Here is a 14599-nt window from a genome sequence, read left to right as displayed (position 1 = left end):
TGGACGCATGCAGATGGGGATGCACACCGACACCGAGCGCTGTGTCCGCGCAGTCCGGTCCAAGGACGCCCGCTTCGACGGCTGGTTCTTCACCGCCGTCCTGACCACCCGGATCTACTGCCGGCCCAGCTGCCCGGTCGTGCCGCCCAAGCCGGAGAACATGGTGTTCCACCCCAGCGCGGCCGCCTGCCAGCAGGCCGGCTTCCGGGCCTGCAAGCGCTGCCGCCCGGACACCACCCCCGGCTCCCCGGAGTGGAACCAGCGCGCCGACCTCGTCGCCCGCGCCATGCGGCTGATCGCCGACGGCGTCGTGGACCGCGAGGGCGTCCCCGGCCTCGCCGTCCGGCTCGGCTACAGCACCCGGCAGATCGAACGCCAGCTGCTCGCCGAGCTGGGCGCCGGCCCGCTCGCCCTCGCCCGCGCCCAACGCGCCCAGACGGCCCGCCTGCTGATCGAGACGACGACCCTGCCGATGGCGGAGATCGCCTTCGCCGCGGGCTTCGCCTCCATCCGCACCTTCAACGACACCGTCCGCGAGGTCTACGCCCTCACCCCCAGCGACCTGCGCGCCCGCGCACCCCGGACGAACCCGCCCGGGACCCCCGCCGGCACCCCCGGAGCGATCTCCCTCCGCCTCCCCTTCCGCGCCCCCCTCAACCCCGACAACCTCTTCGGCCACCTCGCCGCGACCGCCGTCCCCGGCGTCGAGGAGTGGCGGGACGGCGCCTACCGCCGCACCCTGCGGCTGCCGTACGGCCACGGCATCGCGACGCTCTCCCCGCGCCCCGACCACATCGCGTGCCGTCTCGTCCTCGGCGACCTGCGCGACCTGCCCGTCGCCATCAGCCGCTGCCGCCGCCTGCTGGACCTGGACGCCGACCCGGTCGCCGTCGACGACCAGCTGCGCACGGACCCGGTGCTCGCCCCGCTGGTGGACAAGGCGCCCGGGCGGCGTGTCCCGCGCACGGTCGACGAGGCGGAGTTCGCGGTACGGGCCGTACTCGGCCAGCAGGTCTCCACGGCCGCCGCCCGCACCCACGCGGCCCGCCTGGTCGGCGCGCACGGCGAGACCGTCGACGACCCCGAGGGCGGCCTCACCCACCTGTTCCCGTCACCGCAGGCCCTCGCGGCCGTCGACCCGGAGTCCCTGGCGATGCCCCGCACCCGCCGCGCGACGTTCACCACCCTGGTCCGCCGACTCGCCGACGGCTCACTCCACCTGGGGGTGGAGAGCGACTGGCCGGAAGCCCGCGCCCAGCTTCTCGCCCTCCCCGGATTCGGCCCCTGGACGGTCGACGTCATCGCGATGCGCGCCCTCGGCGACCCCGACGCCTTCCTCCCCACCGACCTCGGCATCCGCCGCGCCGCCCGGGAACTGGGCCTGCCCTCCACCCCGGCGGCGCTCACCGCCCGCGCGGCGGCCTGGCGGCCCTGGCGGGCGTACGCCGTCCAGTACCTGTGGGCGACGGACAGCCACCCCATCAACTTCCTGCCGGTATAAGGATCCGGGAACCCTCATGAGACAGCACACCGTGATCGACAGCCCGTACGGCCCGCTGACCCTGGTCGCCGACGGAGGCGTCCTGTGCGGCGTCTACATGGAGAACCAGCGCCACCGCCCGCCCGAGGACACGTTCGGAGAACACTCCGCGGCGTCCGCCGGGCCCTTCGCCGAGGCGGAGGAACAACTGGAGGCCTACTTCGCGGGCCGGCTGACCGAGTTCACCCTCCCGCTGCGCCTGCACGGCACCCCGTTCCAGCGTCGCGTCTGGGAACACCTGCGCACCATCCCGTACGGCGAGACCCGCACCTACGGCCGGCTCGCCGCCGCCCTGGGCAGCCCCCAGGCGTCCCGCGCGGTCGGCCTCGCCAACGGCAGGAACCCGATCGGCATCATCGTCCCCTGCCACCGGGTCGTCGGCACCAACGGCAGCCTCACCGGCTACGGCGGCGGCCTGGACCGCAAACGGCGCCTGCTGGACTTCGAGGCGGGAACCGCCCTGTTCTGACCCTCGTCCTGGGATCATGCCGGCCCACCACAGTGCGGACGGGCGGCAACGATCGCACCGGCGAAGCAGCGAACGGAGCAGGGAGGCTCACGGGGGACGGGTTACGTTCTGCCGGGATGGCTGGACGAGATCCTGGAGTTCATCGGGATCAACTTCCCGAACGTCGACGAGGACGACTACGACGCCGAGGGCCGCACCACCGTACGCAGCCGGACCCGGCCGTCCCGCGAGCCGGAGGTGCGGCACTACACCGGGGACGCCGAGCACCGCCTGTGGCGATCCGGCGGCCCAGCGGGGAGGCCCACGTGCTCCGCGACGGCTCCTGACCCGGCACGGACAGGAGCCGGCCGTCGGACCCCTACGCCGCCCGCCCCACCCGGCGCAGCAGTGCGGGCAGAGCCGTGCCGATCGGCTCCCTGATCACCTCGTCGGCCCGTTCGTCGTACGGCGTCGGCTCGGCGTTGACGATGACCAGGCGGGCGCCGTGGTCCGCGGCGACGCCCGCCAGGCCCGCGGCGGGCTGCACCTGGAGGCTGGTGCCGGCGGCGATGAAGATCTGGCAGGCCTTGGTGATGGCGACGGCGTCGCCCAGCACCACCGGGTCCAGCCGCTCCCCGAACATCACCGTCGCCGGTTTCAGGATGCCCCCGCACTCCCGGCACGGCGGGTCCGGCTCCCCGGCCTCGACCCGGGCGAGGGCGTCCTCCATCGGTCCGCGCGCGTGACACGACGTGCACACGTACCGGTGTGCCGTGCCGTGGAGTTCGAGGACCTTGCGGTCGGGCATCCCGGCGAGCTGGTGCAGCCCGTCCACGTTCTGGGTGATCACCCGTACCGGCACCCCGGACTTCTCCAGCTCCGCCACCGCCCGGTGCGCGGCGTTCGGCCCGGCCTGGAGAGCGCCGGTCTCCCGCCGCATCCGCCAGGAGCGGCGGCGGATCTCCGGGTCGCCCATGTAGTACTCGTACGTCACCAGCTTCTCGGCCTCGGGGTCCCGCCGCCACAGTCCGTGGGGGCCGCGGTAGTCGGGGATGCCGGAGTCGGTCGAGACACCGGCGCCGGTCAGCAGGGCGACGAGGGGCTTGCTCATGCCGCCGAGCGTAGGGCGGGCCGAACGCCGGGGCGAACGGATATCCGGGAGGCGGGGCGCGGTGCTAGGGTCCGCGCATGGCCAAGGTCACCGTCTCGCTCGACGCCGAACTCGTCGTGGAAGCCATGGTGCTCGCCGGCGTCGGCAGCCCCCAGGACGCCGTCGAGCTGGTCCTGCGCGACTACATCGAGCGCGGGCACCGCACCGAGGCGAGGCTCGTCACCCGGGACGAGGCGCTGCGCGAGGCCGACATCAAACCCCGCGAAGAGGGCTGAGCCCCGCTGGCCGTCCGAGCCGCCCTGGGCCCGCACCGGATCCCGCGCCGGATCACCCCACCCGGTGCCCGTTCTCCAGCTCCGCCGTGGCCGAGCCGTCCGCCAGGACGTCCAGCGCTGCCAGCACCCGGCGGCCCAGCGCGTCCAGCAGGTGGTCGGTCAGCTCCTCGCGGGGAACGAGCCGCCAGGACAGCAGCTCCTCCTCCTGGAGCCGGATCGCCTTGAGGTCGTCCTCGGTGAGCACCCCGCCGTCGTAGAGGTACGCCACCAGCGGCGGCCGGTCCGGGCCGTGCACCCAGTCCACGGCGAGCAGCCGCCCCAGCGGACGGTCCAGACCGATCTCCTCGGCGGTCTCCCGGCGCGCGCCCTGGCGCGGGGTCTCGCCGTCGTCCGACTCGATGGTGCCGCCCGGCAGCGCCCAGCCCTCCCGGTAGTTGGGCTCGACGAGCAGCACCCGCCCCTCGGCGTCCCGGAAGAGCGCGGCGGCCCCGGCGAGGACCCGGGGCAGACCGGCGATGTACGCGGCGAAGTCAGCAGTGTTGGTCATCCTGGAAGGGTAACCAGCGGCCCCGGTCGCGATGCCGTCCGGGGAAGCCGGGCGCACCCCTGCGCCGGGAACTGCTCCACCACCTCCCGGCGCGCTCAGTGCTCCGACTCGGCCAGCCGCAGCGTCCGCTCCGCCAGCTCGCTGATCCGCACCCCGTCGAAGCCGAAGACCGCGCTGCGCACGGTGTCCCGCAGCGGCTCCGTCCACTGTGCCGGGATGGCCCGCGCCCCGTTCAGCACCCCGGCCACCGAGCCCGCTGTGGCCCCGTTGGAGTCGGTGTCCAGACCGCCGCGCACGGTCAGCGCGATGGTGCGGGTGAAGTCGCCGTCGCCGTAGATCAGCCCCGCGGTGAGCACGGCCGCGTTCGGCACCACATGGATCCAGTGCGGCCCCGCGGTCTCCTCGGACACCGTCGCCAGGGTGTCCTCCCAGGTCATCCGGGTGTCGTGGAGCGAGATCACCCGGCGCACGGTGCGCGCCAGCCGGCTGCTCGCCGGTACGACGGTCAGGGCCGTGTCCAGGGCGTCGCGGACGGTGGGCGCGGTGAAGGCTGCGGAGATCAGCGCCGCCGCCCACATGGCGCCGTAGACGCCGTTCCCGGTGTGCGACAGCACCGCGTCGCGGCGGGCCAGCGAGGCCGCCCGGCGCGGCTCCCCGGGACAGGTCCAGCCGTGGATGTCGGCGCGGATGAGGGCGCCGATCCACTCCTGGTAAGGGTTGTCGTACGTCGCGGTCAGCGGTGGCCGCAGCCCGTTCGCGAGATTGCGGTAGGCCGCGCGTTCCGCCGTGAAGGTCTGCAGATACGGCAGCCGCAGCAGCCACACGTCGCCGACCTGCTCGGTGCTGAAGCCGAAGCCGTGGGTCTCCAGCAGGTGCAGGCCGAGGATCGCGTAGTCCACGTCGTCGTCGCGGCAGCTGCCGTCGATACGGCCCCGCACGCACTCGCGCCACTCCGGGCGCAGCGCGGGCAGGTCGTCCGCGCCGGCCGGCGGCTCGGGGAGGTAGTCGGTCAGCGGCAGGGCGTCCGCGCGGCGCAGATAGCGGTCGATGCGCTCGCGCGTCCACACCTCGCCCTGCTCGACCGGCTTGCCCAGCATGTTGCCCGCGATCCGGCCGAGCCAGCCGCCGAGGACCCGGTCGGCGAGGCCGGGCGCGGCGGCCGCGGGAGCCGGGGCGTGGGTGCCCACAGAGGTCATGGGTCCCGGGGTACCCGATTCCCGGCGCTCGCACCGGCCCGCCGTACGGCGTTCCACCCTCCGGGCAGGGGCATGACGGCGGGGGCGTCCTGAGGTTATGGTCGCAGCGGCGCGACTGCCTTGACGTGGGCAAGGCTCGGAGAGCAAGGGGAAAGCAAGGTGGCTGACGCTGCACAGGACGGTGCCCGCGGGGTGCTCATCGCCGCGGACAAGTTCAAGGGCTCGCTGACGGCCGTAGAGGTCGCCGAGCGGGTCACCGCCGGACTGCGCCGGGTCGTACCGGACCTCGTGGTCGAGGCGATGCCCGTGGCCGACGGCGGCGACGGCACCGTGGCCGCGGCGGTCGCCGCCGGGTTCGAGCGCCGCGAACTGCGGGTCGCGGGGCCGCTCGGCGACGAGGTGACGGCCGCGTACGCGCTGCGCGGGGACACCGCGGTCGTGGAGATGGCCGAGGCCAGCGGGCTGCAGCGGCTGCCCGAGGGTGTCTTCGCCCCGCTGACCGCCTCCACGTACGGCTCCGGCGAGCTGCTGCGCGCCGCGCTGGACGCGGGGGCGCGCACGATCGTCTTCGGCGTCGGCGGCAGCGCGACCACGGACGGCGGCGCGGGCATGCTGGCCGCGCTCGGGGCGCGCTTCCTGGACGCCGACGGCGCGCAGGTGGCGCCCGGCGGCGGGGGCCTCGCCGCCCTCGCCGCCGCGGACCTGTCCGGCCTCGACCCGCGCCTGGCCGAGATCGAGCTGGTGCTCGCCAGCGACGTCGACAACCCGTTGACCGGCCCGAAGGGCGCCCCGGCGGTGTACGGCCCGCAGAAGGGCGCCTCGCCGGACGACGTGGCCGCCCTGGACGCGGCGCTCGCACACTACGCGAAGGTGCTGTCGCAGACGCCGGGCGTCGGCGCGAAGGCCGCGGAGCACGCGGAGTCGCCGGGCGCGGGCGCGGCCGGCGGCATCGGTTACGGCGCGCTGCTCGTGGGCGCCCGGTTCCGGCCCGGCATCGAGGTCATGCTGGACGTGCTGGGATTCGCCCCGGCGCTGGCGCGGGCCGGTCTGGTGATCACCGGTGAGGGTTCCCTGGACGAGCAGACCCTGCACGGCAAGGCTCCGGCGGGTGTCGCCGCGGCGGCGCGGGCGGCCGGCAAGGAGGTCGTCGCGGTGTGCGGGCGGCTCGCGCTGGCGCCCGAGGCGCTGGGACGTGCCGGGATCCGCCGTGCCTATCCCCTCACCGGGGTCGAGCCGGACGTGGCGAAGTGCATCGCCGAGGCGGGGCCGATCCTGGAGCGGGTGGCGGAGTCCATCGCCCGCGACTTCCTGAGCTGAGGCGGGCGGGGCGGGCCGGGAGTTCCTCGCCCCCGCCGCCCCTGCCCTGCCCGTCCCCGGGACTGCCGCCCCCGGGCCCCCGCTTCGGCCCTGGACGGGCCTCGTCCTCGCACGCCGGACGGGCTGCTTCGCCCCGGACACGCGAAGGGCCCCGAACCAGTCGGTTCGGGGCCCTTCGGCGTCGTGTCACCGCTACGGCAGCTGCGCCGCCCGCGCCTCTCGGCGGTTGTCGCGGAAGTTGTTCACCCGGCGGGCCGTGGCGAACAGGGGGATCACCGCGCCGAGGACCAGCTGGAGCGCGCAGCCGGCCTGGAGGAGCAGCTGGCCGCCGGGGGCGTCGAAGGCCCAGGCGGCGAGCAGACCCATCGCGGAGACGATCCAGGAGAGCATCGCCACCGCCAGCGGGCCACGCGGCTTCGGGTACTCGACGCGGCTGACCATCAGCCACGCCGTACCGAGGATCGCGAGCAGCGTCGCCTCGAAGGGCAGCTCAAGGAGCACGATGGAGACCACCGTGAGCGCGCCGAAGGGGCTCGGCATGCCCTGGAACGTGCCGTCCTTCACCGTCACGCAGGAGAATCTCGCGAGTCTGAGCACCACCGCCAGCAGCACGACGATCGCGCCGACCGCCGCCACCCGCTGGTGCGCGTCGTTCGCGACCATGCCGTAGACCAGGACGAAGTACGCCGGGGCCAGACCGAAGCTGATCAGGTCCGACAGGTTGTCCAGCTCGGCGCCCATGGGGGAGGACCGCAGCTTGCGCGCCACCAGGCCGTCGAACAGGTCGAAGACCGCCGCGCACAGCATCAGGATCACCGCGGTGGCCGCGCTGTGGCGGGCCATGCCCGTCTCCTGGCTGCCCGTGAGGTGCGGGATCAGGATTCCGGTGGTGGTGAAGTACACCGCCATGAAGCCGCACGTGGCGTTGCCGAGGGTGAGGGTGTCCGCTATCGACAGGCGGAGCGAGAGCGGCATCTCCTCCTCGTCGTCCTCGATGTCCTCGGGGACCCAGCCCGGCTGCGCCTCCGGATCAGTCACGGTCAATGCGAGTCACCCCAGCCACTGTCTTCTGGCCGACCTCCACCGCCACCTCGACGCCCTCGGGCAGGTAGAGGTCGACCCGGGAGCCGAAGCGGATCAGGCCGATCCGCTCACCCTGCTCCACCTTCGTCCCCTGCGGGACGTACGGCACGATACGACGGGCCACCGCGCCGGCGATCTGGATCATCTCGATGTCGCCCAGCTCGGTGTCGAAGTGCCACACGACCCGCTCGTTGTTCTCGCTCTCCTTGTTGAAAGCGGGAACGAAGCCGCCCGGGATGTGCTCCACCGACGTCACCGTGCCGGCCAGCGGCGCGCGGTTGACGTGTACGTTGAGCGGGCTCATGAAGATCGCGACGCGGGTCCGTCCGTCCTTCCACGGCATGATGCTCTGCACCACACCGTCGGCGGGGGAGATGACCCGGCCCGTGGCGATCTCGCGCTCGGGGTCGCGGAAGAACCACAGCATCCCCGCCGCGAGCGCGGTGGCGGGGACGGCGATGGCCTTGGCGGCGCCGGAGCGGCGCGCCTTGGCCAGGCTGAGGGCTGCGGTGGCGACGGTCGGGAGAAGCCACGGCGATGCTCCGCGCGCGAGGCGTACGCCGACTCGGCTGTCGCGAGGTGCAGAGGTTTGGCTGTGGGGCATGGATGACCTTCGTAGCGGATGATGCCGCGCTTCTGACGGGGGGACGGCGGCTTTCCGGCGATCGTAGCGGCTAACCGCCGCAACTGGGTAAGCCAGGAAGCCGAGTCGGCGGCCGAAGAGTGCCTACGGGGTGTGATCTTCTTCTCGAAGAAAACACCCCGTTCCAGGCAATCAGCCCTGGAATCGATACTCTTCGAGCAGCCTGCGCCCGATGATCATTTTCTGGATCTCGGCGGTACCTTCACCGATGAGCAGCATCGGGGCCTCCCGGTAGAGGCGCTCGATCTCGTACTCCTTGGAGAAGCCGTAGCCGCCGTGGATCCGGAAGGCATCCTCCACGACCTCCTTGCAGTACTCGGAGGCGAGGTACTTCGCCATCCCTGCTTCGAGGTCGTTTCGCTCCCCGGAGTCCTTTTTGCGCGCTGCGTTCACCATCATGGCATGGGCGGCCTCGACCTTGGTAGCCATTTCGGCGAGCTTGAACTGGATCGCCTGGTGCTGGGCGATCGGCTTGCCGAAGGTGTGACGCTGCTGGGCGTACTGGACACCCAGTTCGAACGCACGCTGAGCGACGCCGCAACCGCGCGCGGCGACGTTGACGCGGCCGACCTCGACACCGTCCATCATGTGGTAGAAACCGCGTCCGGTGACCCCGCCGAGCACCCGGTCGGCCGGAATCCGCAGGCCATCCATGATGAGCTCGGTGGTGTCGACCCCCTTGTAGCCCATCTTGTCGATCTTGCCCGGAATGGTGAGGCCGGGGCGTACCTCCCCGAAGCCGGGCTCCTTCTCGACCAGGAAGGTCGTCATCGACTTGTGGGGCGCGGTGCCCTCGGGGTGTCCTTCGTCACTTCGCACCAGAACGGCCACGAGCGACGACGTGCCACCGTTCGTCAGCCACATCTTCTGGCCGGTCAGGACGTACTCGTCGCCGTCCTTGACCGCCTTGGACGTGATCGCCGACACATCCGAGCCGAGGCCCGGCTCTGACATCGAGAAGGCGCCGCGGATGTCGCCGGCCGCCATCCTCGGCAGGAAGTGGTCCTTCTGCTCCTGCGTGCCGTGCTGCTTGAGCATGTACGCCACGATGAAGTGCGTGTTGATGATGCCGGAGACCGACATCCAGCCGCGGGCGATCTCCTCCACGCACAGCGCGTACGTCAGCAGCGACTCGCCCAGCCCCCCGTACTCCTCGGGGATCATCAGACCGAACAGGCCCAGCTCCTTCAGGCCGTCCACGATCTGCTGCGGGTACTCGTCGCGGTGCTCCAGCTCCGTCGCGACCGGGATGATCTCCTTGTCCACGAAGTCGCGGACCGTGGAGAGGATCTCCCGCTGGACGTCCGTGAGGCCGTGGGTCTGGGCGAGACGGGCCATGGTTACTTCTCCTGCTCCTTGAGCTGGGGGCGGCCCGGCTGCTCGCCGCCGCGCTCCTTGATGTACGTCTCGGTCGGCACCATCACCTTGCGGCGGAAGACGCAGACCAGCGTGCCGTCCTGCTTGTAGCCCTTGGTCTCGACGTAGACGATGCCGCGGTCGTTCTTCGACTTCGACGGCCACTTGTCGAGCACGGTCGTCTCGCCGTAGATCGTGTCGCCGTGGAAGGTCGGCGCCACGTGCTTCAGCGACTCGATCTCCAGGTTGGCGATCGCCTTGCCGGAGATGTCCGGCACGGACATGCCGAGCAGCAGGGAGTAGATGTAGTTCCCGACCACCACGTTCTTGCCGAAGTCGGTGGTCCGCTCGGCGTAGTTCGTGTCCATGTGGAGCGGGTGGTGGTTCATGGTGAGGAGGCAGAACAGGTGGTCGTCGTACTCGGTGACCGTCTTGCCCGGCCAGTGCTTGTACACCGCGCCGACCTCGAACTCCTCGTAGGTGCGTCCGAACTGCATGGCCCTACGCCTCCGGGATCTCGAACGTGCTGGTGCGCCGCATGCCGGCGGCGCGGCCCTTGCCCGCGATGACCAGGGCCATCTTGCGGCTGGCCTCGTCGATCATCTCGTCGCCGAGCATCGCGGAGCCCTTCTTGCCGCCCGCCTCGGACGTGTAGTAGTCGTACGCGTCGAGGATCAGCTCGGCGTGGTCGTAGTCCTCCTGGGAGGGCGAGAAGACCTCGTTCGCGGCGTCCACCTGGCCGGGGTGCAGCACCCACTTGCCGTCGAAGCCGAGGGCGGCGGCACGGCCGGCGACCTCGCGGAAGCCGTCGACGTTGCGGATCTGGAGGTAGGGGCCGTCGATGGCCTGGAGGTCGTTGGCGCGGGCGGCCATCAGGATCTTCATGAGGATGTAGTGGTAGGCGTCCGCCGGGTAGCCGGGCGGCTGCTCGCCCACGACCAGCGACTTCATGTTGATCGACGCCATGAAGTCGGCCGGGCCGAAGATGATCGTCTCGATGCGCGGGGAGGCCTGCGCGATCTCGTTGACGTTGTTCAGGCCCTGCGCGTTCTCGATCTGCGCCTCGATGCCGATCCGGCCGACCTCGAAGCCCATCGTCTTCTCGATCTGGGTGAGGAGGAGGTCCAGCGCGACGACCTGCTGGGCGTTCTGGACCTTCGGCAGCATGATGCAGTCCAGGTTCGGGCCGGCGCCCTCGACGACCGTGACGACGTCGCGGTACGTCCACTCGGTCGTCCAGTCGTTGACGCGCACCACGCGCGTCTTGCCGGTCCAGTCGCCCTCGTTCAGGAACTTCACGATGGTGTGCCGCGCCTCGGGCTTGGCGAGCGGCGCGCACGCGTCCTCCAGGTCGAGGAAGACCTGGTCCGCCGGGAGGCCCTGCGCCTTCTCCAGGAAGCGCGGGTTGCTTCCCGGCACCGCGAGACAGGAGCGGCGGGGGCGCAGACGGTTGACGGTCATGCGGGGACCTCCAGGGGGTCGAGCTTGTTCGCTTTCCGGATCTCGTCGACGATGCGGCCGATGATTCCGGTGATGTCGAAGTCCTTCGGGGTGAAGACCGCGGCCACTCCGGCGGCTCGCAGCTGTTCGGCGTCACCGTTCGGGATGATGCCACCTGCGATCACGGGTATATCTGTGGCACCGGCCACACGCAGCCGGTCCAGCACGTCCGGGACCAGCTGCGCGTGCGAGCCGGAGAGGATCGACAGGCCGACCGCGTGCACGTCCTCGGCGAGCGCCGCGTCCACGATCTGCTCGGGCGTGAGCCGGATGCCCTGGTAGACCACCTCGAAGCCCGCGTCCCGGGCCCGCACGGCGATCTGCTCCGCGCCGTTGGAGTGACCGTCCAGGCCCGGCTTGCCGACCAGGAAGCGCAGCTTGCCCACGCCCATCTCCTGGGCGGTCAGCTCCACCTTCCGGCGCACCCGGGCCAGCTGGGAGCCCTCCTCGGCGGGTATGGCCACCGGCGCCGACGACACGCCCGTGGGGGCGCGGAACTCGCCGAACACCTCGCGCAGGGCCCCGGCCCATTCGCCGGTCGTGACGCCGGCGCGGGCGCACTCCAGGGTGGCCTCCATGAGGTTGCCGGTGCCCTTGGCGGCCTCCTTCAGCCGCTCCAGCGCCTTGCAGGGACGCGGGTGGTTGAAGGGCGGCTGGTAGCGGGTGTCGCGCCAGTTCCGCAGCGACTCGACGACGCGGGCCTCGACGGCCGGGTCGACCGTCTGGATCGCGGTGTCCAGGTCGGCGGTGAGCGGGTTCGGCTCGGTCGTCTCGAAGATGTTGACGCCGATGATCTTCTCCTGGCCGGACTCGATCCGTGCCCGGCGCTCGGCGTGCGAGGCGACCAGCTGCGACTTGAGGTAGCCGGACTCGACGGCCGCCATCGCGCCGCCCATCTCCTGGATCCGGTCGATCTCCGCGAGGGCCTCGGCGACGAGTTCGCCGACCTTCGCCTCGACCACCGTCGAGCCCTCGAAGATGTCGTCGTACTCCAGCAGGTCGCTCTCGTAGGCGAGCACCTGCTGGATGCGCAGCGACCACTGCTGGTCCCAGGGCCGGGGGAGCCCCAGCGCCTCGTTCCAGGCCGGGAGCTGCACGGCCCGCGCGCGGGCGTCCTTGGACAGCGTCACCGCCAGCATCTCCAGCACGATCCGCTGGACGTTGTTCTCCGGCTGCGCCTCGGTCAGCCCGAGGGAGTTGACCTGGACGCCGTAGCGGAAGCGGCGCTGCTTGGGGTTCTCGATGCCGTACCGCTCCCGAGTGATCTTGTCCCAGATGCGGCCGAACGCCCGCATCTTGCACATCTCCTCGACGAAGCGGACGCCCGCGTTGACGAAGAAGGAGATGCGGGCGACGACATCGCCCATGCGCTCCTGCGGCACCTGGCCGGAGTCGCGCACGGCGTCGAGCACGGCGATCGCGGTGGACATCGCGTACGCGATCTCCTGCACCGGTGTGGCGCCCGCCTCCTGCAGGTGGTAGCTGCAGATGTTGATCGGGTTCCACTTCGGCATGTGGGAGACCGTGTACGCGATCATGTCCGTCGTCAGGCGGAGCGACGGTCCCGGCGGGAACACGTGGGTGCCCCTGGACAGGTACTCCTTGACGATGTCGTTCTGGGTCGTGCCCTGGAGCTTGGCGATGTCCGCGCCCTGCTCCTCCGCGACGACCTGGTAGAGCGCCAGCAGCCACATGGCCGTGGCGTTGATGGTCATCGAGGTGTTCATCTGTTCCAGGGGGATGTCCTGGAACAGCCGGCGCATGTCACCGAGGTGCGCGACGGGCACCCCGACCCGGCCGACCTCGCCGCGGGCGAGGATGTGGTCCGGGTCGTAGCCCGTCTGGGTCGGCAGGTCGAAGGCGACCGACAGACCCGTCTGGCCCTTGGCGAGGTTGCGCCGGTACAGCTCGTTGGACGCCTCGGCCGTGGAGTGACCGGCGTAGGTCCGCATGAGCCACGGCCGGTCCTTCTGACGCTCACTCATCCGGCGCCTCTCAGATGTTCCGGAAGCGGTTGATGGCGTCGAGGTGCTTGGCGCGCATCTCGTGGTCGCGCACGCCCAGACCCTCCTCGGGGGCCAGGCACAGCACGCCGACCTTGCCCTGGTGGACGTTGCGGTGCACGTCGTGGGCCGCCTGGCCGGTGTCCTCCAGGGAGTACACCTTCGAGAGCGTCGGGTGGATCTTGCCCTTGGCGATGAGGCGGTTGGCCTCCCAGGCCTCGCGGTAGTTGGCGAAGTGGGAGCCGATGATCCGCTTCAGCGACATCCACAGGTAGCGGTTGTCGTACTCGTGCATGTAGCCCGAGGTGGAGGCGCAGGTGGTGATGGTGCCGCCCTTGCGGGTGACGTAGACGCTCGCGCCGAAGGTCTCGCGGCCGGGGTGCTCGAAGACGATGTCGATGTCCTCGCCGCCGGTCAGCTCACGGATGCGCTTGCCGAAGCGCTTCCACTCCTTCGGGTCCTGGGTCTGCTCGTCCTTCCAGAACTTGTAGCCCTCGGCGTTGCGGTCGATGATCGCCTCGGCGCCCATCGAGCGGCAGATCTCCGCCTTCTGCGGCGAGGAGACGACGCAGATCGGGTTGGCGCCGCCGGCCAGGGCGAACTGGGTGGCGTACGAGCCGAGGCCGCCGCTCGCGCCCCAGATCAGCACGTTGTCGCCCTGCTTCATCCCGGCGCCGTTGCGGGAGACCAGCTGGCGGTAGGCGGTGGAGTTCACCAGGCCGGGGGCGGCGGCCTCCTCCCAGCTGAGGTGGTCCGGCTTCGGCATCAGCTGGTTGGACTTGACCAGGGCGATCTCGGCGAGGCCGCCGAAGTTGGTCTCGAAGCCCCAGATGCGCTGCTCCGGGTCGAGCATGGTGTCGTTGTGACCGTCGCTGGACTCCAGCTCGACCGACAGACAGTGCGCGACGACCTCGTCGCCCGGCTTCCAGGCGTTGACACCGGGACCGGTGCGCAGCACGACGCCCGCGAGGTCGGAGCCGATGATGTGGTACGGCAGGTCGTGGCGCTTGGCCAGCTCGTTGGTGCGGCCGTAGCGCTCCAGGAACCCGAAGGTGGACAGCGGCTCGAAGATCGAGGTCCACACCGAGTTGTAGTTGACCGAGGAGGCCATCACGGCCACCAGGGCCTCGCCCGGGCCCAGCTCGGGCAGCGGGACCTCGTCCAGGTGCAGCGACTTGCGGGGGTCCTTGTCACGGGTGGGAAGGCCCGCGAACATCTCCGTCTCGTCCTTGTGGACGGTGATCGCCCGGTAGGAGTCGGGCAGCGGCAGGGCGGCGAAGTCGGCCGAGGTGGATTCGGGCGACTGGATCGCGTCCAGGATGTCCTTCACGGTCACGGTGTTGCCTCCGGCGATGCGCACCCTGAGGGAGGGGTGCTGAGGGTTACGTCGGTGCTGCTGAGGGATGAGGGTTCTGGGTGCCGTCGGTTCGGCGGGTGGTGCTTCGGCAGCGCTTTGTGGCGCGGGAGGGTGCCTGTGACGCAGGCGTCCGGGCGCGCGGGCCATGGGCCCGCGGGGACAGTCGCCGCACTGTGATCGGGTGCGCCGGCCGCCCGGACAACATCAACGTATGGCACCCCGT

Annotated in this window: 14 protein-coding genes; 4 read left to right on the top strand and 10 right to left on the bottom strand. The window is 71.3% G+C overall.

Going from position 1 to position 14599, the window contains the following annotated elements; translation table 11 throughout:
* Window positions 1–7: 7 nt before the first annotated feature.
* Window positions 8–1501: an AlkA N-terminal domain-containing protein gene (locus VE614_RS07340; RefSeq protein WP_324933824.1), complete on the top strand. Its 1494-nt coding sequence runs from the start codon at window positions 8–10 to the stop codon at window positions 1499–1501.
* Window positions 1502–1517: 16 nt separating this feature from the next.
* The gene (locus VE614_RS07335) at window positions 1518–2009 is read left to right on the top strand and encodes a methylated-DNA--[protein]-cysteine S-methyltransferase (RefSeq protein ID WP_324933823.1); all 492 of its coding nucleotides are present in this window, start codon (window positions 1518–1520) and stop codon (window positions 2007–2009) included.
* 358 nt (window positions 2010–2367) lie between these two features.
* On the opposite strand, the gene VE614_RS07330 is transcribed toward VE614_RS07335, so the two are convergent.
* A complete protein-coding gene (locus VE614_RS07330) occupies window positions 2368–3099 on the bottom strand; it encodes a Sir2 family NAD-dependent protein deacetylase (RefSeq protein ID WP_324933821.1) in 732 nt (243 codons plus the stop codon).
* Window positions 3100–3176: 77 nt separating this feature from the next.
* On the opposite strand from VE614_RS07330, the gene VE614_RS07325 reads away from it, so the two are divergent.
* Window positions 3177–3374: a type II toxin-antitoxin system VapB family antitoxin gene (locus tag VE614_RS07325; protein WP_324933819.1), complete on the top strand. Its 198-nt coding sequence runs from the start codon at window positions 3177–3179 to the stop codon at window positions 3372–3374.
* A 52-nt stretch (window positions 3375–3426) separates the two neighbouring features.
* Here VE614_RS07325 and VE614_RS07320 read toward each other — a convergent pair whose 3' ends face one another.
* The gene (locus tag VE614_RS07320; RefSeq protein WP_324933817.1) at window positions 3427–3921 is read right to left on the bottom strand and encodes an NUDIX hydrolase; all 495 of its coding nucleotides are present in this window, start codon (window positions 3919–3921) and stop codon (window positions 3427–3429) included.
* Between the two features lie 95 nt (window positions 3922–4016).
* Window positions 4017–5117: an ADP-ribosylglycohydrolase family protein gene (locus VE614_RS07315; RefSeq protein WP_324933815.1), complete on the bottom strand. Its 1101-nt coding sequence runs from the start codon at window positions 5115–5117 to the stop codon at window positions 4017–4019.
* Between the two features lie 159 nt (window positions 5118–5276).
* Between VE614_RS07315 and VE614_RS07310 the strand changes: the two genes are divergently transcribed.
* A complete protein-coding gene (locus VE614_RS07310; protein WP_324933813.1) occupies window positions 5277–6434 on the top strand; it encodes a glycerate kinase in 1158 nt (385 codons plus the stop codon).
* Between the two features lie 192 nt (window positions 6435–6626).
* Here the strand turns inward: VE614_RS07310 and pssA are convergent, their stop codons facing one another.
* The 7 genes from pssA to ccrA all read right to left on the bottom strand — a co-directional run bounded on the left by pssA (window position 6627) and on the right by ccrA (window position 14349).
* Window positions 6627–7478, bottom strand: coding sequence for a CDP-diacylglycerol--serine O-phosphatidyltransferase (gene pssA / locus VE614_RS07305; protein WP_324933811.1), 852 nt, complete (start codon window positions 7476–7478; stop codon window positions 6627–6629).
* Window positions 7465–8121 (bottom strand): phosphatidylserine decarboxylase, encoded by a 657-nt coding sequence (locus VE614_RS07300; protein WP_324933809.1) that lies wholly within the window; start codon window positions 8119–8121, stop codon window positions 7465–7467. The genes pssA and VE614_RS07300 overlap by 14 nt, the downstream gene beginning before the upstream one ends.
* A gap of 171 nt (window positions 8122–8292) precedes the next feature.
* Entirely contained in the window at window positions 8293–9498 is a 1206-nt protein-coding gene (locus tag VE614_RS07295) for an acyl-CoA dehydrogenase family protein (RefSeq protein ID WP_324933807.1), read from the bottom strand.
* 2 nt (window positions 9499–9500) lie between these two features.
* Window positions 9501–10013 carry a MaoC family dehydratase gene (locus VE614_RS07290; protein WP_324933805.1) on the bottom strand — a complete coding sequence of 171 codons (513 nt, stop codon included), beginning with the start codon at window positions 10011–10013 and terminating at the stop codon, window positions 9501–9503.
* A 4-nt stretch (window positions 10014–10017) separates the two neighbouring features.
* Window positions 10018–10977, bottom strand: a complete 960-nt coding sequence (locus VE614_RS07285) for a CoA ester lyase (protein ID WP_324933803.1) — start codon at window positions 10975–10977, stop codon at window positions 10018–10020.
* Window positions 10974–13001, bottom strand: coding sequence for a protein meaA (locus tag VE614_RS07280; protein ID WP_324933800.1), 2028 nt, complete (start codon window positions 12999–13001; stop codon window positions 10974–10976). Before VE614_RS07280 ends, VE614_RS07285 begins: the two co-directional genes overlap by 4 nt.
* A 10-nt stretch (window positions 13002–13011) precedes the next feature.
* On the bottom strand, window positions 13012–14349 hold the full coding sequence (ccrA, locus tag VE614_RS07275) for a crotonyl-CoA carboxylase/reductase (protein WP_324933936.1): 1338 nt from the start codon (window positions 14347–14349) through the stop codon (window positions 13012–13014).
* Between the last annotated feature and the right edge of the window lie 250 nt (window positions 14350–14599).

It is taken from the genome of Streptomyces sp. (assembly GCF_035645055.1).
In the GTDB taxonomy this organism is placed as follows: Bacteria; Actinomycetota; Actinomycetes; order Streptomycetales; family Streptomycetaceae; genus Streptomyces.
Note: the sequence above shows the minus strand (reverse complement) of the source record. Positions and strands in the feature narration are given on the sequence as shown.